The organism is Pseudomonas sp. YuFO20 (genome assembly GCF_035064975.1).
Classification (GTDB): Bacteria; Pseudomonadota; Gammaproteobacteria; order Pseudomonadales; family Pseudomonadaceae; genus Aquipseudomonas; species Aquipseudomonas putida_AE.
The window spans coordinates 13426-33617 of record NZ_JAXDEO010000002.1 but is presented as its reverse complement, the minus strand read 5'-3'; the positions used below and the strand labels follow the sequence as shown (position 1 = coordinate 33617).

General features: G+C 54.1%; 17 protein-coding genes and 1 pseudogene. 14 read left to right on the top strand and 4 right to left on the bottom strand.

Annotation, left to right across the window (positions count from 1 at the left end):
* Nucleotides 1-69 precede the first annotated feature (69 nt).
* From SOP85_RS01420 to SOP85_RS01410, 3 genes are all read left to right on the top strand, one after another.
* Entirely contained in the window at nt 70-1383 is a 1314-nt protein-coding gene (locus tag SOP85_RS01420; RefSeq protein ID WP_323625807.1) for an MFS transporter, read from the top strand.
* Nucleotides 1384-1421: 38 nt separating this feature from the next.
* Nucleotides 1422-2192: an SDR family NAD(P)-dependent oxidoreductase gene (locus tag SOP85_RS01415; protein ID WP_323625806.1), complete on the top strand. Its 771-nt coding sequence runs from the start codon at nt 1422-1424 to the stop codon at nt 2190-2192.
* Nucleotides 2193-2336: 144 nt separating this feature from the next.
* Nucleotides 2337-3683, top strand: a complete 1347-nt coding sequence (locus SOP85_RS01410; RefSeq protein WP_323625805.1) for an OprD family outer membrane porin — start codon at nt 2337-2339, stop codon at nt 3681-3683.
* 56 nt (nt 3684-3739) lie between these two features.
* Here SOP85_RS01410 and SOP85_RS01405 read toward each other — a convergent pair whose 3' ends face one another.
* From SOP85_RS01405 to SOP85_RS01395, 3 genes are all read right to left on the bottom strand, one after another.
* On the bottom strand, nt 3740-4531 hold the full coding sequence (locus SOP85_RS01405) for an IclR family transcriptional regulator (protein WP_323625803.1): 792 nt from the start codon (nt 4529-4531) through the stop codon (nt 3740-3742).
* A gap of 438 nt (nt 4532-4969) precedes the next feature.
* On the bottom strand, nt 4970-5257 hold the full coding sequence (locus tag SOP85_RS01400) for a GlcG/HbpS family heme-binding protein (RefSeq protein ID WP_323625802.1): 288 nt from the start codon (nt 5255-5257) through the stop codon (nt 4970-4972).
* Nucleotides 5258-5871: 614 nt separating this feature from the next.
* Nucleotides 5872-6849 (bottom strand): tyrosine-type recombinase/integrase, encoded by a 978-nt coding sequence (locus tag SOP85_RS01395; protein ID WP_323625801.1) that lies wholly within the window; start codon nt 6847-6849, stop codon nt 5872-5874.
* A 196-nt stretch (nt 6850-7045) separates the two neighbouring features.
* On the opposite strand from SOP85_RS01395, the gene SOP85_RS01390 reads away from it, so the two are divergent.
* The 3 genes from SOP85_RS01390 (at nt 7046) to SOP85_RS01380 (ending at nt 9081) form a co-directional block, all read left to right on the top strand.
* A complete protein-coding gene (locus tag SOP85_RS01390) occupies nt 7046-8116 on the top strand; it encodes a DNA-binding protein (RefSeq protein WP_323625800.1) in 1071 nt (356 codons plus the stop codon).
* A 3-nt stretch (nt 8117-8119) separates the two neighbouring features.
* Nucleotides 8120-8320 (top strand): hypothetical protein, encoded by a 201-nt coding sequence (locus SOP85_RS01385; RefSeq protein WP_323625799.1) that lies wholly within the window; start codon nt 8120-8122, stop codon nt 8318-8320.
* 449 nt (nt 8321-8769) lie between these two features.
* Entirely contained in the window at nt 8770-9081 is a 312-nt protein-coding gene (locus SOP85_RS01380; protein WP_323625798.1) for a hypothetical protein, read from the top strand.
* A 64-nt stretch (nt 9082-9145) separates the two neighbouring features.
* Here the strand turns inward: SOP85_RS01380 and SOP85_RS01375 are convergent.
* Nucleotides 9146-9592, bottom strand: a pseudogene (locus SOP85_RS01375) (IS66 family transposase); the annotation flags it as partial.
* Nucleotides 9593-9741: 149 nt separating this feature from the next.
* Here SOP85_RS01375 and SOP85_RS01370 point away from each other — a divergent pair.
* The 8 genes from SOP85_RS01370 to SOP85_RS01335 all read left to right on the top strand — a co-directional run bounded on the left by SOP85_RS01370 (nt 9742) and on the right by SOP85_RS01335 (nt 20173).
* Complete coding sequence (locus SOP85_RS01370; protein ID WP_323625796.1) at nt 9742-11346, top strand: ATP-dependent nuclease; 1605 nt, start codon at nt 9742-9744, stop codon at nt 11344-11346.
* Nucleotides 11339-12406, top strand: a complete 1068-nt coding sequence (locus tag SOP85_RS01365; protein ID WP_323625795.1) for a UvrD-helicase domain-containing protein — start codon at nt 11339-11341, stop codon at nt 12404-12406. The genes SOP85_RS01370 and SOP85_RS01365 overlap by 8 nt, the downstream gene beginning before the upstream one ends.
* Nucleotides 12407-12721: 315 nt before the next feature.
* Nucleotides 12722-13327, top strand: a complete 606-nt coding sequence (locus SOP85_RS01360; RefSeq protein WP_274075190.1) for a class I SAM-dependent DNA methyltransferase — start codon at nt 12722-12724, stop codon at nt 13325-13327.
* Nucleotides 13328-13812: 485 nt separating this feature from the next.
* Nucleotides 13813-14289 carry a 2,4'-dihydroxyacetophenone dioxygenase family protein gene (locus SOP85_RS01355; protein WP_323625794.1) on the top strand — a complete coding sequence of 159 codons (477 nt, stop codon included), beginning with the start codon at nt 13813-13815 and terminating at the stop codon, nt 14287-14289.
* A gap of 159 nt (nt 14290-14448) precedes the next feature.
* Nucleotides 14449-16815: an arylsulfatase gene (locus SOP85_RS01350; RefSeq protein WP_323625793.1), complete on the top strand. Its 2367-nt coding sequence runs from the start codon at nt 14449-14451 to the stop codon at nt 16813-16815.
* 82 nt (nt 16816-16897) lie between these two features.
* Nucleotides 16898-17926 carry a hypothetical protein gene (locus SOP85_RS01345; protein ID WP_323625792.1) on the top strand — a complete coding sequence of 343 codons (1029 nt, stop codon included), beginning with the start codon at nt 16898-16900 and terminating at the stop codon, nt 17924-17926.
* A 44-nt stretch (nt 17927-17970) separates the two neighbouring features.
* Nucleotides 17971-18804, top strand: coding sequence for an SDR family NAD(P)-dependent oxidoreductase (locus SOP85_RS01340; protein ID WP_323625791.1), 834 nt, complete (start codon nt 17971-17973; stop codon nt 18802-18804).
* A 100-nt stretch (nt 18805-18904) separates the two neighbouring features.
* Nucleotides 18905-20173 carry an anaerobic sulfatase maturase gene (locus SOP85_RS01335; protein ID WP_323625789.1) on the top strand — a complete coding sequence of 423 codons (1269 nt, stop codon included), beginning with the start codon at nt 18905-18907 and terminating at the stop codon, nt 20171-20173.
* The last annotated feature ends 19 nt before the right edge of the window (nt 20174-20192 follow it).

Below are 20192 nucleotides of genomic sequence, written 5' to 3'. Positions count from 1 at the left end.
CCTGCCTGGATTTATTGCAAAGTTATAATCGAAATACTGTAAAAACGAAAATAATTACAAGAGGTTTTTATGAAAGAAGCTACGATGGATCAGGTTGAAACCAAACCAGAAAGCTCTATGGCTATAAGGGCTACGGTAGCAAGCTCAGTCGGTGCCGCATTGGAGTGGATTGACTTTGCTGCATATGGTGCTGTTGCTGCGACAATTTTTCCTAAATTGTTCTTCTCTGCAATGGATCCTAATATGGGGATCCTGGCAGCCTTCATTACATTTGGTATTGGCTTCTTCGCTCGACCTTTGGGCGGGATTTTCTTTGGAATGCTCGGAGACAAAATCGGTCGAAAAAATATTTTGCTTTATACATTGTGCCTGATGGGTGGTGCCTCATTCTTAATAGGATGTCTGCCTACTTATCAAACGATAGGAATAGCTGCTCCAATTTTTCTGGTGGCGTTACGCTTCTTCCAAGGCTTTGCGTTGGGAGGTGAGGCCACTGGGGCGCAACTGATGACGATGGAACATGCTCCGAAGTCGAAGCGGGGCCTCTATGGATCGTTCATTAATATCGGATCATCGTTTAGCTCAGCCTGCGCCAACGGGATGATGTTCGCTCTTATCGCTATAATGGGTATTGTCGAATTTGAGTCTTGGGGCTGGCGTATCCCGTTCTGGATGAGTTTTCTCCTGGTTATCGTCGGCGTCTACATTCGTATGCGTGTTACGGAAACACCAGCCTTTCAGAAAGCTCAGAGTCAGGGTGTTACTGAAAAGGTTTCTGCATTCGATGTTTTCAAACAATATCCAAGAACCATTCTGCGACTTCTGATTATCTGGTGTGCACCGACTGCATGCTTCTATGTTATTACCGTTTTCTCACTCAGCTACTTGACTAAAAACTTAGGCATGGACAGCCAAAGCGCTTTCTTGTGCTTGGCTGGCGCAAACCTGTTAGCCGTAGTGATGGTGGTTTCTGGGGGAGCATTGAGCGATAAGTTCGGTCGTAAGCCCATCATGTTGATCTCGTCAGTCTTGATGTTGATCGTTTCTATGTTCTATTTCTCAATGCTGGATACGAAGAACTGGTACGTGATTTTTGCCGCTATGGCAATGTTTGTAGGTTTCCTGCAAATCCAGTCGGGCGTGCAACCTGCTTTCTTCGCCGAACCGTTTCCTACAAAGGTCCGTTACTCTGGATCTGCAGCTGCCTATACAGGCGCGAATTTAGTAGCTGGCGGCCCAACACCTTTCGTTGTGGCCTGGTTGCTACAAAACGGAGGCGGATCGACGTTGCCCGTAACTATTTTCTGCGGGGTAATTATCTGTCTGGCTCTCGTTGCAATTATCTGCAGCCCGGAAACTCGCCATCTTGAGATGTCTCGATAGTTCTCTTTAACAATTAATTACTTAGTGGAGCTTTAATCATGATCCTTAAAGATAAGGTGTGTGTAATCGTCGGAGCCGCGTCTTTACGAGGGATTGGCTACGCGGCTGCTGGCCTTTTCGCAAGTCAGGGTGCAATCGTTGTGGCAGTCGATTTGGCGATGAATGACGATGTCGCATCTACCATCAAGCATTCCATTGATGAAAAATATGGGATTGACAGTGTTTTGATTGGGCGTAAATGCGATATCTCTAGTTCAGCTGAGTGCGCTGATCTCTTGGATAGTGTAGCTGATCAGTTCGGCAGAGTTGATGCTTTGGTTAACTGTGCGGGGATCGTGCAATCGCTTTCAGTGTTATCCATAAACGAATCCGACTTTGACCGGATGATCAGTGTGAATCTGAAGGGCGCTTTCAACCTTGCTAAAGAAACATTGCGAGTAATGAAACCGCAAGGCTTCGGCTCTATAGTGAATGTCGCCTCTGTTGCTGCTCAGCGTGGCGGTGGCTTGGTGGGTGGCGCCCACTACGCGGCCTCTAAGGGGGGGGTCATCAGCCTTACCAAAACGATTGCGAGAGAGTTTGGAGTTGACGGTATTAGGGCGAATACCGTGTGCCCATCAATGACCGAAACAGGGATGATTGATGGCATGAACCCGGAAAAATATAAGGAGATAGTCTCGGCCATTCCCTTGCAGCGGGCTGGGCATGCTGAGGATATCGCCGGCGCCTGCCTATTCCTCGCTTCTGACTTTTCCTCCTATATCACGGGGACAACATTAGATGTCAATGGTGGTAGTCACATCCACTAATAGGCTGTGAACATAGTTTAATAACGCTCTCTTTTAATTGTTAATTCAATAGTTTGGCTATTGCGATGGCGTATACCTGTGCGCGTAATAGTCAAACTAGCGTCGCCTGAAAACAAAAATAATGGTGATCGAGGGGCTTCACGAATGAAAAGTAACCAGGTCGTTGCGGCTGCATCCATTTCTTTGCTGAGCTTGAATTGTTTGGCTGCGGGGTTTCTTGAGGACTCAAAGTCTTCAGTCGGGTTGCGGACTTTGTATTTCGAAAATGACAATAGAGAAACTGGAGGCGCCGATCAGCGGCAAACTGCCCAAGGAGCGAGAGTTGATTTCGTATCGGGATTTACGCAAGGCACAGTTGGCTTCGGTTTGGATGTCCAAGGGCTCCTGGGCTTAAGTCTTGGAGGTGGTATAGATCACCAGTCTCCGTCGACCGTCAACACGGTAACTCCCGTGGATTCGGACGGTTCGCCAGTGTCTAGTTGGACGCGCGCCGGCGGGAATGTCAAAGCCAAATACTCTAAGTCTGAGCTTGCAGTAGGGACGACAATCGCTCCCAATCTACCTATTTTGGTCGCCAACGACTCCAGAGTTATGCCTCAAAATTTCGAGGGTGGAATGCTAACGTCCAAGGAGTGGGATGGATTGACATTGACTGGGGGTAAGCTTACGCAAGGTGCCAGTCGAGCTTCCAGTAACTATTCGGGGCTTGCTGTCAGTGGCGGCAGTGAAGGTTCGAATGACTTTACTTTCGTGGGAGGTGATTGGAAGCCGAGAGCGGATCTGCTAATGCAGTATTACCACTCTAATTTGGAAAACTATTACTCGCAGGAATTTTTTGGCTTGGTGCACGTTTTTAATATAGCCGAAAATCAATCTTTAAAGTCAGATCTAAGATACTTTAAGAGTGACTCGGATGGTAAAAATGGTTCAGGCGGGTATTTGTTCAATAACGCTGGGGGATACGCCGATACTCCAGGTAAAGTCGACAACAGAACATGGTCGGCGATGTTCACATACTCTCTAGGCTCCCACGCTTTGATGTTGGGTCATCAGAGGGTAAGTGATGATGGTGCAATGGTGTATGTTAGTAGTGGAAATGTCCGTGGCGGGAACGGCAGCCTAGAAGGGCAAGGGGGAGCCAGTGTCTACTTGTTCACTGACTCATTAATCAACGCGTTTGTCAGGGCAGGCGAAAATACTACTTTTGGCCAGTATTCATATGACTTCGCTGGCGCTGGGGTGCCGGGGCTAAAGGCATATTTTGTCTACCTCAGGGGAGATGACATCAAGGACGCAAAAGGCAGTGGCAAGGAGTATAGCGAATGGGAAAGGGACATGCGCTTAGACTACGTTTTGCAAAGCGGCCCGCTCAAAAACCTCGCGTTTTCTCTACGTCGAGGTAATTTCCGAACTGAGGTGCCAAACTCTCAGGGTGGCATCGATTATGATCAAACCCGTTTTTACGTAAACTATACTTACCCTTTTAAGTAGCTGGCAGACAGGCTGCGTCGGTTTCATTGATCGACGCAGCAGAGCCTTGGTTGATATTAATGAATCCCACTAACTCTATTCGATAGCAGTAGCGCGGCAGTTTCCAGTGAACTTTGAACCTCTGCTATAGATTTTCGCTTTGACTGATCGATTCGTTCTGCATAGGGAACTGTTAAAGCGGCAATAGCATGTTTTTGCGAATCCAGGATTGGAAAGCTAACGGCGTACAGCCCGCGAACCTGGATACTATGCGCAGATTCATAGCCATTCGCAGCAATGCGATCAAGGATATGGTCTAGCTGAGGGTCGGCATGATCTGGGTTACGGGATAGGGACTCTTCAATCCGTAACGCCCTAACGCCTTTATCTTGGAATGCTAAAAGCACTCGGCCTGAGGCGGAAATAATAACGTCGAGTTCGGCGCCGACACGTACACTGAACCCCATTCCACTGGGCACATCTACTTTAGCGATAACCATTTGCTTGCCTTGACCATATAGGGTCAGGTGGCAGGACTGGTCAAGTTCGCTGGCGAGCTTGTGCATAATTGGTCTGGCTTCGTTTAGCAGCCGGTGAGTTGGCGGATTCTTGTGGGCCAATTCAAAAATCTTATTGGTGATGCTGTAGGTGTCCTCTACTAGGGCGACATAATTTCTGCCAACTAAGCAGTTGATCATTCGGTAAACTTCACCGACACTTCTACCTAATTTTTGAGCAATTTCTCGCTGAGATAAAGGTTGTTCTGTCTCGCACAGCATTTCCAAGATATCCAGACCCTTCTCGAGAGCGGGGGCTGCGTAAGCTTTGCTATCAGATTCTGAATTCTTGTTCGTGTCGTCGTCTTTCATTGTCTGTTCGCCTAGGGCTTTTCTCAGGAGCGATTGGGTTAACCCGCAGTCAAGAAAGGATTATACATTTTTAGTGGGTGTTCGAAAGCCAGAATGTCATCTGTGCGTGAGGTTTTTGTCGTTCTTGGTGGTTGTCAGAGGCTCAATGAGCTACAGAGTCTTTTTCGTTGGAGCTAAACGCGTAGGGCGCTTTAACTAAGGGCTGACATTAGATGGCCGCTTTTACTTTTATTAGTTTTTATTGAGTTTTTGCCTTGACTGATATCTCGAATGGAGAAGTTGGCTTGCAATATATAAATCTGCACCTTGGTTAAATATTTCATACAAGATAATAATTGAATTTTGGTGCTGGGATGGGTGCGTATCCTACGTAAGGATTGAGAAAATGGCGATATCGGTGTGTGTGCTGTCCATGCCAAGTTATCGCGTTTGGGAGCGTTAGTGTTGGGCAGCGGGCTTCGTAATCACTGCCGATCCCTTTTCAGCGACGACACCATCATCAGGTGACAAACCGCCTGCGACACCGACGGCACCTGCGATCTGTCCGTTAATCACCACCGGAACGCCACCCTCCATTGGGAGAATGTCCGGAAGATTCTGGAAGCCTGGGTGCCCCTGCACGATCTGCTGTTCCAATGCCTTTGTCGCAAACCCACAAATTGCAGATGCGCGAGCTTTCCTAATGGAGGCTTCAACCATCCCACTTGCTACGTTGTCTGAGCCCATCGTCTGGTCAACGGTACTTAGCGTCCGTGTAGTGGGAATCCAGTCCTCTTTCCGCCACTACGACTTCACTTGGGCTAAGAATTGGTGGGCCGTTGCTCAACTGCTCGAGCAGGTTGACGAAAGGCTGCTAGCGAAGTTCGAGCGAGCCTTAATCGGTCTCCCTCTGCCTGACCTGATCTCATCGACCAAACTTAGCTTCCGGCGGTTTGGCGGTAGCGCGTAAAACGCTTGGATCGTCGGCATGGTCAAGATTACCTTTTGCCAAATTTTCCTGTTTAAGTTAACCAGGCTTTTGGGGTGTAGGAGGTTATGGGGAGCGGGGCGACAGGTACTCATGTCTTGGGAAATTCAGAAAAGGGTACAAGATTACGAATAAGTCGAGACTCGGGTGCGTGATCATCCCAAGCTTTAACCCTCGTATATCAACCTCTAGGCTTCGCCTGGCACGTACAGTACTGGAGGTTAAATCTATTTGGGGCTGGTGAACTTGGACTGTCGAGCTTATCAGGGATGCTGCAGACGAATTTTCCGATTACTCCATCGCGCTCAATGACTGCCTTCATGGCTTTCTGAAAGACCTAAGCAGGTTTGAGGCTTAGGTGCCGATAGTGATGCTAGTTTCTCCCGGACACCCCCTTGCTTTCACTGGGTGCCCCACTGTCTCGTTGGGCCGCACGCAGGGCAATCCCGCCGAACGAAATGCTCGAATCCACATATCTCAATGCCGACTTCATGTCCTTCCAGCCCACATAGCTCATCAGCCCTTTGATGTCCCACCCATTAGTGGACGCCCAAGTTGCAAAACCCCGTCGCATCGAGTGGCTGCTATACAGCTGCGCTGGCAATCCTGACTCCTTGAAAATGCGGCGCAGCACAGGGATAAGGCTATGCGGCTGCATGGCTTTGCCTGACAGATTCCCCCAGCGATCAATCCGCTGGAACACAGGGCCTTTCGCGATCCCGGCAACTGTAATCCAGTTGATGTAGGCCTCCACGGGGCAAAGAATGGTGAGCGCCGGCGTTTGGAAAGTAGTTCCATCATGCTGGCGGTCACCTTTGGTGTAAGGCAGGAAAAAGGTAATACCTTCACCGCTTACGGCTTGGGTGTCCTCCACCATAAGCCTGGCCAACTCGTCGCCTCTAAAGCCCCGCCAGAACCCAATCAGAATAATCGCCACCGAGCGACGATGACGCACCAGCGATTTGTAATCTCCCCGTTCAATCGCAGCTGCCGCTTCCCCTTCAAGCCATGTGACCGCTTGCTCCAGGTCCTTCAGCAGCAGTGGGGTGGCCTGTTTAACCTGTGCTGGGTGCACGACCCTGATGCCTTTGATCATCTGGCGAACGTCAGGGGTCTTGGTTGGATCAGGGAAACCTTGAGTGATGTGCCATTGCGCAAGGGCCGCCAGCCGCTGCTTCAGCGTGTTTATGGAGAGTTTGTCGGCGTACTCCGCAAGGTAACGCACGACACCCGCGCCGGTTGTGGGCAGGTAACCGCCCCAAGTCACCTCGAAGTGTTCGATCGCCGCCCGGTAACTCTTTCGCGTGTTCTCCCGGGTGCCGGCGTCGAGGTACCGATCTGCCTTTTCCATCGTACTTTGCCTTCAAAGTCGGAGCGTTTCTGCCTGCTTAAGGCTCTTGGAGGTTTTCTGAGCGCCACAAAGAGTCAAGAAGCCATAAAGTACTATTATGTGCTTCTAGAAAATCAAGATCAAACGGGGTAAAGTCTGCTAATAGTGTTATGTACCTACATGACATGTAAAACAGTACAAAATCGTAGGAGCCCCCATGGCCCGAGGCGGAATCAATAAAGCTGTTGTGCAAGAAGCACGTCAGGCGCTACTGGCCAGGGGAGTCAACCCTAGCATCGATGCAGTGCGCGTAGAACTCGGAAATACGGGCTCCAAGACAACGATTTCTCGGTATCTGAAAGAACTTGAGCCCTCCAGCCCAGAGCCCGTGGCAGCACGGGAACGTATGGGCGACATGCTCAACGGCATTGTGCAAATGCTGCTGGATCAGCTTATGGAGGAGGGACAGGAAGTTATCTCCCAGGCGACCGCGGCTTTTAACGTTCAGCGGGCCGCGCTGGAAAATCAGATCATCGAGCTCAGATCGGAGTTGGCTACCGCTCAAGGTAATTCGGCCACCCAACAGGCCGCGATAGAGACGCAGAGCGCTGAACTTGTGACTACCCAGTCCTCACTTCAGGCGGAGCTGACCCGCAACGCAAACCTCAATAACCGCTGTACCAATCTTGAGTCTTTGGTTGCTGAAAAGGACAAACACATCCAATCCCTGGAGGAGAAGCACGTTCAAGCCCGTGGGGCGCTTGAGCACTATCGGGAAGCGGCGAAGGAACAGCGAGATCAGGATCAACGTAAGCACGAGTCTCAACTGCATGAGATGCAGGTTGAGCAGCGCAAGCTGCGGGAGACTATCGCTGTGAAACAGGACGATTTGACTCGACTGAATCGTGACAATGAACGCCTGCTAGGCGAAGCCAGGCAGCAAAGTAAAGCCCTGCACACTCAGGAGGCCTTGGTTCAGTCTCTCAACTCTCAAATTCAGGGACTACGCCAGAGTGAGGCCAAGTCCGTTGGGGTGGCTGAGCACCTCAAGGAGCAGATCTCAGCTCTGCGCGAGGAGGTCAAGGCACTCCACAGGGCAACAGCTATAGCCGATCTCCGCGAGCAAGAGACCGTGGCGCTGCTGGCGACTGTGCAGAAAGAGAATGAGCATCTGCGGCAAGTTAAGATCGAGAGGTTAGGCCTGGAGGAGGGTAGCGATGCTTCTTCAGGGGCAGAAGATAAGCAATTTACCGGGCACGCCAAGCCTTCGAAACGACCGAGGAGATGAAGCATGGATCAGATCACGGGAAATCCACGCAACCATGATGAAGGCACTTCAGGTTGGAAATTCGCTCATCAGCGTCTATCCCAAATGCTCATAGAAAGGGTTGAGCCGTTCGGCTCTCCATTCCGGTACGTCCAGCGCCTGGCTGAAATCGAACGTGAACACCCGGCCCTCACTTGCTGCAAACAAGCAGCGCCTGAGCGCTAGAGATAAGCTCAGTGACTCAGACTGAAGCCAGCTCACCACCCACTTGTCCAGGACCGCAGCGTCTCCGCTCTCAAGCTCATGCAGAACGGAAGTGAACTGAGTAAATGGTACAGCGGGATCGCCGAGGATAAATTTTTCAACCACACTGCTGAAACAGCCATTTGCGAGTGACACATCGATCAAAATTTTTGATCTTTGCAGGGCCTACGCCATCCGTAAGCGTTCCGCCAACTCACCTTGCGTGGTTGGGGTATTTGCGCAGACTCACCCATCCAATTGCATTCGACCTGACCAGCCATTTGCATAGAATTGACCACCACATTTCATGACCTTGACCGGCAGAGAACGACTGTGGATTCAAACGGTGGATGTAACAATAGCCAGCCTACTCTCCGTCCTGGAGCCTGTATGCTGAAAGCAAAAGTCAGAGCCGTTTGTAGGAGTCAACGATGAAAATAACCGGAAGAGTCGAAGTCGAGACCGTCACGGACGTCGTGTGCGATGTGTGCCGTTGCTCCACCCGCTTGGATACTGGTGGGCATCAGTTCGGCACCCTACAAGCACACTGGGGCTATGGCACTGCCCATGATGGGGCGCGCCATGAACTGCACCTGTGTGAGGAATGCTTCTTCCGAACGTTGGCTTACCTCAAGCAGGAGCGGCGAACTCAACATCTGCTCAGCGAGGATGGCCAGGATCTCACCGATAATCTCGGCCTGGTCGCGAAGGATGATTATTTTGGTGACACTGGGAGCCGATAGATAGTCTCTGCAAATCGCAAGCGGTCGGATAAGAAGTAGCGTTTGCCCAGAACCCCTTGCATGGTTAGACGGGCCCCCACTTATGCGGCAGTAGCTCGATCTCACTCGCCCGCTGCGCCGGCAACCGAGTTAGCACATCTTTGAGATAGGCATACGGATCATGCCCATTCATGCGCGCCGACTGGATCAAACTCATGATCGCCGCCGCCCGTTTTCCGCTGCGTAGTGATCCAGCGAACAACCAATTCGAGCGTCCAAGAGCCCACGGCCGTATCTGGTTTTCGACCGCGTTATTATCTATGGGCACTGCGCCGTCCTCGATATATCGAGCCAGTGCGCCCCAGCGCTTTAGGCTGTAATCCAGTGCTTTGGCGATAGCCGATCCTTCGGGCACAAGATCGCGCAGGGCCAGCATCCAGGCATGCAGTGCATTGAGTATTGGCGCCGCTTTTTCCTGACGTATTCTACAGCGATCTTCATCAGTCATATCTCGCGCTTGCCGTTCGATATCCTGTGCGCTGGGTTGTCTGGTGAAGCAGTGAAAATAGGAGGCGTACAGCGGAGCACGACGGAGTCGACAACGTGCCGCTTCGCTTATAGCATCAGGCAACACGGCCATCAAAGCGCCATATAGCAGCAATTCGCCAAGGAACGTCGAACGTGATCACCAAGATCCGCATCCGTGGGTACCGCATCTACAAAGATTTCCTGCTAAAGCCCAACCCGGCCGTGAACATCCTGGTCGGAGACAACGACGCCGGTAAATCCACCTTAATGGAGGCCATCTCACTGGCGCTCAACGGACGGATTGGTGGGAGAGGAATCCTGGAGGAGCTGAATCCTCACTGGTTCAACACCGAGACGGTGGCTGAGTTTCTTGCACTAAGAAGGGCTGGAATGAAGCCGGCATTACCACAGATTCTCATCGAGCTCTATCTGCAGGACACGGAAGATCTCCAGGGACTGCTGGGCGCAGTGAATGCCGATGTTCCAACGAACGCTTGTCCTGGTGTCTTTCTCTCCGTCTTCCCCAACGAGGAGTACAAGGATGAGCTGGATGAATGGTTAAAAAATCCATCTTCGCTACTCCCCGTTGAGTACTACACCTACGAATGGCGATCGTTCGCTGATAATGAGCTCACACGACGGCCGCGAGCGCTCTCGGTGGCCACCATCGACTCCCGTACAGTCAAATCCGCCGCCGTCGTCGACTACCATCTTCGCCAAATCCTAAGCGATCACTTGGAGTCATCCGAGAAAGCAGAGATTTCGCTGGACTACCGCAATATCAAAGCGTCCATGACAGATGGCGTGCTGGCACCTGTGAACAAGCGACTTTCGGGTCTAGGCGCAGCGCTCCAAGAAGAGCCCATGGCGCTGGCCATGGATCAGACATCCCGCACATCTTGGGAAAGCGTGGTCACTCCACACGTCGACGGGCTACCGTTTGCGATGGCGGGCCAAGGTCAACAGGCTGCGATCAAGATCTCTCTTGCAATGAAGCGTCATTCCTCTCGGGCGAATATCGTAATGATCGAGGAGCCCGAAAACCATCTATCTCACACGAGCTTGACGACACTACTCAATCGTATCGAAGATCTGGCCACGGAAGAGCAGCAGCTATTCATTTCGACTCACAGCACATACGTTTTGAACCGCCTCGGCCTCGATGCGTTGTTGCTTCTTCAACGCAACAGCGCATCCAAAATTACTGAACTTCATCCAGATACAGTGAGCTATTTCCAAAGGCTACCTGGCTACGACACCCTCCGCCTAGTGCTAGCGAAAAAGGTCGTCTTGGTCGAAGGCCCATCTGATGAAATCATCTTCGAACGCGTCTATCAGGATTGCTTCAGTGCACGCCCGATGGCCCACGGTATAGATGTCATCAGCATGCGTGGACTGGCTTTGGCGCGATGCTTGGAGCTTTGCGCAGCGATCAACAAGCCCGTTGCTGTGATGCGCGACAACGACGGCGTTGATCCAGCCGAGCTACGGGAACCGGTTGAAAAGTGGCTGGACGCGAAGCGAAGAGAGCTGTTCATTGGCTTAGTCGCCGACGGCACCACGCTCGAACCACAACTCATTACGGCGAATGGCGAGCCTCACTTGCGCACGATGCTTGGCATCACTGCGGCAGCGACGTTATTGACCTGGATGGCACGAGGGAAAACGGAAGGAGCAATTCGACTAGCTCAGTCGGATGAGATACTGAGCCCACCGGCCTACATGAAGGCCGCGGCGGAGTTCATCCACTATGCCTAGCATTCTGACCTTGGCTGTCGCCGGTGGTAGAAAAACTCAAGGACTGGTCGATCACTGCAAAGCCATACCTACCGAACGGCGCGTGCTTGTTGTCACGTTCACCCAGACCAACCAGCAGGAACTGATCCATCGCCTCGGCTCCCAAGCTGGCGATCGCCATAACATCGAAGTTCTTGGCTGGTACACATTCTTGCTTCGCCACTTTGCAAAGCCGTTCCTGCCATTCAAATTCCCGGGTGAGCGGGTAGGGGGCTTCAACTTCGAAGGTCGTCCCAGCATGTACGCGAGCGGCAAGCAGAGATTTATGGATGGTAGCAACCAGATCTACGCATGCGAGCTCGGCCGACTCGCGCGGGAGCTTATGGCGGCCACCCCAGCGTTGATACGCAGACTTGAATGTCTTTACGACGAAATACTGATCGACGAGGTACAAGATCTCAGTGGCTACGATTGGGAAATCGTCCATGAATTACTTGAGTCGAGGATCGACGTCCGCATGGTTGGGGACGTGCGCCAGGCGGTGCTCTCGACCAATCCGCGAGGACAGAAAAACAAGCAGTATGGATACGCAGGTGCGCTTGAGTGGTTTCTTGTGCGCGAAAAGGCAGGGCTGCTTAGCATTGACTATGCGACCACGACTTACCGCTGCCGAACTGAAATCGCGACGTTCTCTGACACCATTTTTGATGCGTCATGGGGCTTCCCAGGAACCGCGTCAGAGAACCACGCGGTGTCTGAGCATGATGGCGTGTACTTAGTGCATTCCAAGCATGTTCATCAATACGTTGAACAATACCGACCTCAGTGCCTTCGCAGCACCATAGCTTCTGGTAAGGAGTTCGCTTTGGACTTCATGAATTTCAAGGTATCAAAAGGCGCCACGTTCGAACGTGTGCTAATCATGCCAACCGCGCCGATCAAAGCTTTCATCCAGAAGCAGACGTATCTCGAGTCCACGCCAGCGGCCGCCTTTTATGTTGCAGCTACGCGGGCAAAGCAAAGCTTAGCGATCATCATCGATAAGCCTGGCAACTCGAAACTGCCGGTGTGGGTGCCTTGATCAAGAGGCAGACCTGGCAGCTTTCGTTATCTATGGTCACCCGATACACAGATGACAGCGGAAGCGGACGGTGAAGCACAGTAATTGTGGAAAACGGGGAACGCTTTCCCGGTTTTCCACAATTACTAGTATGGATTTCTCAGAATTACTTCGGGGTAGTCCAGGTGCAGCTCACATAAAGCGGGGAACCCTCTAATACACGATTTAACATAATATACATTATGCGTACCCATAGGTATTCCACACAGGGCGTCTCCAAGGTACATTTCAAACCCCAGCCACATCCCTCGACCACATCCCTCAGGATTGTCCCTCATGCATGAAGCAGCCCATCAAATCATCGATCTCTACGAGCGTCACGCTCAAACATGGGACCGTGTTCGCTCGCGGCGCCTGGTCGAACAATCCTGGCTGGATCGTTTTCGTCAGGCCATGCCTGTTGCTACTGGTGATGTTCTCGACATCGGCTGTGGCTGTGCCGAACCCATGGCCGCTTACTTGATCGACGCCGGACACAGCGTGTGTGGCATTGATTCGTCCATGGCGATGATCACCTTGTGTCAGCAACGTTTCCCACAGCACGACTGGCATGTTGCCGACATGCGCCAGTTAGCGCTTGATCAGCGTTACGCGGGTATCCTGGCGTGGGACAGTTTCTTTCACCTGACGCCTGAGGATCAGCGCCGAATGTTCCCGATTTTCCAGGCCCATGCCCAACCTGGTGCCGCATTGATGTTTACCAGCGGAACGGCCCATGGCATCGCGTTGGGCAGGTTCGAGGGTGAAACGCTTTATCACGCCAGCCTGGACCACGATGAGTATACTGCGCTGCTCAATGCCCATGGTTTTAGCGTCGTTGAGCAAGTAACGGAAGATCCGGATTGTGGTGGGCATACTATATGGTTGGCTGTTTTCGGTTAGAAACGTCCCTTTGCCCTGCATGTTTATATAAAAAATTCTTATAACTCAACTAAACATCCATTTAGTTGAGTTAGTTCTATTTTGCTCCTAAGGTACCAACCAGCAAAGATCGGCACACCAAGTGGCCAACAAAATATGGGAAGGCCTAGCGCTATCTAACAATGTGTAGCGAATTTTGCCAGACATCGCTGGATATCGCTAAATTCTCGCATCTACATATCCTTTCTTGAAGGCACCAGCGCGTCATCACCCTCCTCGCTCCATGAATCCTCGATTCATGACCGTTCTAGTGCGGCTCTGTCAATGCCCCCCACTGTGGGGGGGCGTGACGGAGGTCGAACTTACTACTTTTGCGCAGTGCCGAAGTTTCTCACTTCACCGACGCTCCCCCCTCGCCGCCGGGGGGGTAATAGTTGCTCGACATCTTCAGGATGGCCCTCAGAGTTTTCACCTTGCCGCTATTGGCAGTCCAGAGGAGCATCACCATGTTGTACGAGAACATCGATACTGCCGTCATAAACGATAACGACCTGCCGTGGGTCCCCTTCACGCCTTATGACGATAATGTCTTCATCAAATACTTCAAGTGCGACCCGGTTCGCGGTGAAACCATCACCCTGCTCAAGGCCCCGGCCGGCACCAGGCTGCTCAAGCACCACCACTCTGGCACGGTAATCGTCTATACCATCAAAGGCAGCTGGAAGTACCTCGAGCACGACTGGATCGCCACACCCGGTGGCGTGGTGTTCGAAACCGCTGCTACCAGCCACACCCCGATTGCCCTCACCGAGTACGGTGACGAAATCATTACACTGAACATCACCATGGGCGACCTGGTGTATTTCGACGAGAACAACAACGTCTGCGCCATCGAAAACTGGAAAACCGGTGTTGAGCGGTACCGAGCCTTCTGTGAAGCCAACGGTATCGAAGCCAAGGACATCACCAGCTTCTCGATATGACCCAGCCCTTGCGATCCCCTCCCCCTGAAGGGATCGCAACGAATTGCAATCCGCGCAGGATTAACGCTGCCGCGGCAGGTATCAGATTGATACAGGCCCAGCCTCCATACCCGGCAACAGCGTAACCTCTTCAGAAAAACAACAATTGATGGAGACACTATGTCCCAGAAGATGCCACGCTCCGGGCACTTCGCGCTGAAGCTGTGCATGCTGCTGTCCAGTTCGATCGCCGCCGCCGCACAGGACACACTGCCCTTCCCGCCTACGCCTTCGGCCAGTGACGCCAAGCCGACGCTGCAAGAGTCCAGACACCAGAAGCGCCAGCAGCAATCGCATTTACCGGCCGACGCACCGAACATTCTGGTGATCATGCTCGACGATGCCGGCTTCGCGCAGTCGGACACCGTCGGCGGCGCCATCCATACGCCGACCCTGAGCCGGATTGCCGATAGCGGTGTGCGTTACAACGCCTTTCATACCACGGCGATCAGCTCGGCGACTCGCGCCGCGCTGTTGACCGGGCGTAATCACCACCGGGTTGGCAACGGCGTTATTGCAGAACTGGCGACTGACTGGGATGGCTATACAGGGGAGATCCCGAAGAGTTCGGCAACCATGGCCGAGGTGCTCAAGCAGTACGGCTACAGCACCGCCGCCTTCGGTAAATGGCACAACACTCCGCCGCTTGACACTACGGCTGCCGGCCCCTTCGACACCTGGCCGACCAGTTATGGCTTCGAACATTTCTATGGTTTTCTGGCGGGCGAAACCTCCCAGTACGAACCGCGCTTGTACCGCGACACGACACCAATCGAACCACCGCGCGATCCGAAATATCACCTCAGCGAAGACCTGGCGAATCAGGCGGTGAACTGGCTGCAGGATCAGCAGACCTATGCGCCGAACAAACCTTTTTTCCTCTACTGGACCCCCGGTGCCGTGCATGGCCCGCACCAGGTGAACGCCGAGTGGGCAGACAAGTACAAAGGCAAGTTCGCTGGCGGTTGGGATGCCTATCGTGAGCAGACCTTCGCCCGCCAGAAAGAGTTGGGCTTCATTGCGCAAGACGCCAAGCTCACGCCTCGTCCGGCGGAACTGCCGGCCTGGGAAAGCCTGACGCCGGAACAACAGCAATACCAGGCACGCTTGATGGAAGTCTATGCAGGCTTCATGGAACATGCCGATACCCAGGCAGGGAAAGTTCTCGATGAACTGGAGCGCGAGGGTAAGCGCGACAACACTTTGATCTTCTATGTGTTCGGCGACAACGGCGCGTCAGCCGAAGGCATGGAAGGCACGATCAACGAATTGCTGGCTCAGAACGGCATTCCGGTGCCCAAAGAGCAGCAACTGAAAACCCTCAACGATATGTACGGTGGCCTGCCGGCGCTCGGTGGACCCAAGCTGGAAAGCATGTATAACGCCGCCTGGGCCTGGGCTGGCTCGGGGCCGTTCCCCGGGACCAAACTGGTGGCCGGTTATTTCGGTGGTACCCGAACTCCGCTGGCGGTGTCCTGGCCAAAGCAGATCAAGCCTGATGCCCACGTCCGCAGTCAATTCCACCATGTCAACGATATCGCTCCGACGGTCTACGACATCCTGAACATCACCGCGCCCAGAGAAGTCAATGGCATCGTCCAGGATCCGTTGGACGGCATCAGCATGCGCTACACCTTCAACGACGCCGAGGCGAAGTCGAAAAAGCCGGCGCAATACTTCGAAGTGCTCGGCAGTCGCGGCATTTACAAGGATGGCTGGATCGCCTCGGTATTCGGGCCACGCAAACCCTGGGTTCAAGGCTTTGCACAGTTCATGGGGTGGAATCCTGCGAACGACCAGTGGGCGCTTTACGATCTCAGCCACGATTACTCGCAAGCCACTGATGTGGCGGCCAGCCACCCAGAGAAACTCGCCGAGTTGAAGGCCGAGTTCGACGTTCAGGCCAAGGCCAACCATGTTTACCCGATTGGAGCCGGCCTCTACCCGTTTCTCGATCCGACAGCGCGTATCGCCACTAGCCAACGTGAATGGCATTTCAGCGACCGAACCAAGCGTATGCCGGAGTTGACTGCGCCGAACCTGCGCAACCAGAACAACAAGGTTGTGGTAGACGCAGTCGTACCAGGCAACGCTAATGGCGTACTGTACGCCCTGGGTGGTATTGGCGGCGGTGTGAGCCTGTATCTCGATGATGGTTACCTGGTTTATGAGTACAACGCGCTCGCCGTCGCCCGGGTCAAGTTGCGCTCGGAGCAGAGAGTGCCGGCCGGAAAAGTCAGTATCGAGGTGCTCACCAGCATGACCGCGCCTAAACCTGGCTCACCGGCGAACCTCAGCCTGCGCCTCAATGGCCAGGAAGTGGCCAAGGGAGTCACGCCTTTCACACCACCGATACTCTTTACCGCAAGCGAGACCTTCGATGTAGCCGAGGACCTCGGCTCACCAGTGGCCCTCGACTACTTTGACCGCGCACCGTTTGCCTTCAACGGCAAGATCAACGATGTGCATGTCGTCTATATGCCCTAAGTGGTAACGACCGTCCCGGGCTCCCTGGGACGGCTTTTGCAACGGTTTGGCAACCCCTGTTTCCTGAACGACGGATACCGACATGCGTTTCGTTCCCCCACTCAATCAGATTGCCCTGTCCGTAGTCGATCTGCGCCTGACCGAACGCTGGTTCCGTGAAGGTGTTGGCCTGCTGCCCGCCGGAGGTCGTCGATGGATGATGCGTGGCCCCCTGGCTTCAAGGGTACAAGGATTGCCCAAGGCAGCCTCGACCTGCTGGTGGCTGGTGGGCAGCAACCCTTGGGCGCAACTGGAACTGTTTCAGTTCGAGCGTCCGCTGGCGCGTCCGTTGCCGACTGACTTTCGCCCCTGCGACATCGGCTATACGCGCATTGGTTTATGGGTGGCTGATTTTGATGAGACGCTGATCCGTCTCGCCCGACTCGGCTCGCAACCGCTGTCCACCGTGCAGGGCCAGGCTGGCGAGCGCCGGGCCTGCGTGCGTAACCCCGATGGGGTTTATGTCGAAATCATGGAAGCGGATCCACTGGCCGGCCATGTCACGCCGGGGCATAACAGCCCTGTCGCGATCCGGTCGGTAACCATGTCCGTCCCTGATCTGCAATCAACCTGCGATTTCCTGCGGGACGGCATGGGACTGGCTGAAACCGAGACGTCGCTGCACAGCCCTCTACACGAGGCGCTTTGGGCCCTGCCCGGCGCGACGAAGAAAAGTTGTCTGTTTCTTGCCGGTGACGTGTTGCTGGAAGTCGTGCAATACCTGGAACCACGCGGCAAGGCCTGGCCCGAAGGCTATCGCCTCAGCGACCAGGGCATCCTCAATGTGGCCTTCGGTGCGCACAACAAACAGGACATGGTGGCCGTTTACCGTCGTGCCTGCGCCGCTGGCGCACAACCGAACTGTCGCCCCGTGCACCTTCCGCTATTCAATGTCGGCGTGGTTTACCTCAACGATCCGCAAGGATTTTCTTATGAGGTCCTTTGGCTGAAGCCTGGCAAGGCTGACCGTGCCTGGGGTTTCGAGCCGCTGCCGCAAGCGCGTCGGCCTGCGCCGGGCGCGCTCGGAGGGACGCTGGTCAAGCGCCTGAAACCTTACATCGAACGTTGCTGAGTCGCGCGCCCCGACTCACTCTAATTAATTACACAGGTGTTTGCATGGCCATCCCTGAACTGAAAAACAAAAAAATCCTCATCACCGGAGCCGGCTCCGGCATTGGTCGGGCGACGGCGCTGGCGTTCGCCCGGCGTGGCGCCTACATCATCGCCACCGACATCAACCCGCAAGCGTTGAGTGCCGTCGAGCTGGAGATGACCGACCTCGGTGCATCCTGCCTGGTGCAGGTACTGGACGTTTCGAGCGAAAGTGCGATGAAGACGTTTGCCGAGCAGGTGCATCTGACCCTCGGCCCTCTCGATGTACTGATCAATAACGCGGGTATCGGCTACCTCGGCCAGTTTCTCAAGAGCGATCTGGCCCACTGGCAACGGGTGATGGATATCAACCTGATGGGGGTGGTGCATGGTTGCTATCACTTCATCCCGCAGATGATCCAGGCGGGTGGCGCGCGCCATGTACTGAACATCGCCTCGGCGGCCGGCATTTATCCATCGCCGACCATGGCCGCTTATGCCGCCTCGAAACACGCCGTGTTCGGCTTCAACGAAGTGCTGAAGATGGAACTGGCCGGAACTCAGGTAGGCGTCACCACGGTGTGCCCGGGCATCATTAATACGCCCATCACCCAGTCGCGCAGCAATATCTCGCCTTCGGTCAGCGATGCCCAGCTCAACCGGCTGCAAGCCTATTACAAGGCCAAGGGCTGCGCCCCGGAGCTGGTCGCGGAAGGCATGGTGCGCGCCGTGCAAAAAGGCCAGGACCTGTTGCTGGTCGGGCCATTCGCCAAACTGATTTTCAACATCAAGCGTATTTCCCTTGGGCTGATGCGCCGGATCGTTCTCAACGACGCGCGCAAAATCGGTTATCTGTGACCCTTGGTTGCCCCCCGGCCATGGGGGGCGCCGCATTATCGAGAGTCCTCTAGCCTGTGAGCCTGACCGAACTCGGTCGGCACAGCACGAGGCCTCCTGTATGTTGACTTTCGACCCCAACTCCCAAGGCTTGCACCTTATGGCCAAGCCGGTCGGGCCGATCTGCAACCTCGATTGCAGCTATTGCTTTTATCTGGAAAAAGAACAGCTGTTCCCGCCCCGCGAGCGCTTCCGTATGCCCGACGAAGTGCTGCGTGCGTATGTGCAGCGTTACATCGCGGCGCAGAACAGCTCTGAAGTGGAATTCACCTGGCAAGGTGGTGAGCCGACGCTGTTGGGGCTGGATTTTTTTCAGCGGGCGGTCGCTTATCAGCGTCAGTTCGCCGATGGCAAGATCATCCGCAATACCCTGCAGACCAATGGCACCCTGCTCGATCACGAGTGGTGCGCCTTTCTCGCCCACGAAAACTTCATGGTCGGCCTCAGCCTCGACGGGCCGCGCGAGGTCCATGACCTCTATCGGCCAGACAAACGTGGCCGCTCCAGCTTCGACGACGTGATGCGCGGTCTCGGACTGCTCAAGCAGCATGGAGTGGAATTCAATGTGCTGGTTACCGTAGCCCGTGATGTTGCGAAGTATCCATTAGAGATTTATCGCTTTCTCAAGGCTGAAGGGGTCCGGCACATTCAGTTCAACCCGGTGGTGGAGCGCCAGCCCGGCGCTCCTGAAATCAAGCAAGGTATGAGCTTCGCCACGCCACCGGAACTGCGATTACACGCCGTTCCCGAAGTTTCTGTGGTGACCTCGCAAAGTGTCGAGCCCGACAGCTATGGCGATTTCCTCATCGCGATCTTCAACGAATGGGTATGCAAGGACGTTGGCGACATCCATGTGATGAACTTCGAGTGGGCGCTGGCTTCCTGGTGTCAGTTGGCGCCGTCGGTGTGCCTGTTCAGCCCGCGTTGTGGCAAGGCCGCGATTGTCGAGCATGACGGCAGCGTGTATTCGTGCGATCACTTCATGTACCCGGAATATAGACTGGGTAACATCCAGACCGACGATCCCGCCACCCTGCTCGCCTCCCCCGCCCAACAAGCATTCGGCGCGGCCAAGGAGCAAACGCTTCCGGCCATGTGCCTGCAATGCGACTACCGTTTCGCCTGCCATGGCGAGTGCCCGAAGAACCGCTTCATGACGGCGCCCAATGGCGAACCCGGGTTGAACTACCTGTGCCCGGGCTACAAGAAGTACTTCCGCCATTTGACGCCCTACATGAATGCCATGGCCCAATTGATCAGCCACAACCAGCCGGCTTCGCTGATCATGCAGGCCTTCAGCGGCCCACTCCTCGTACCGCTTGATCGCTAAAACACCGCAGGTCTCAATC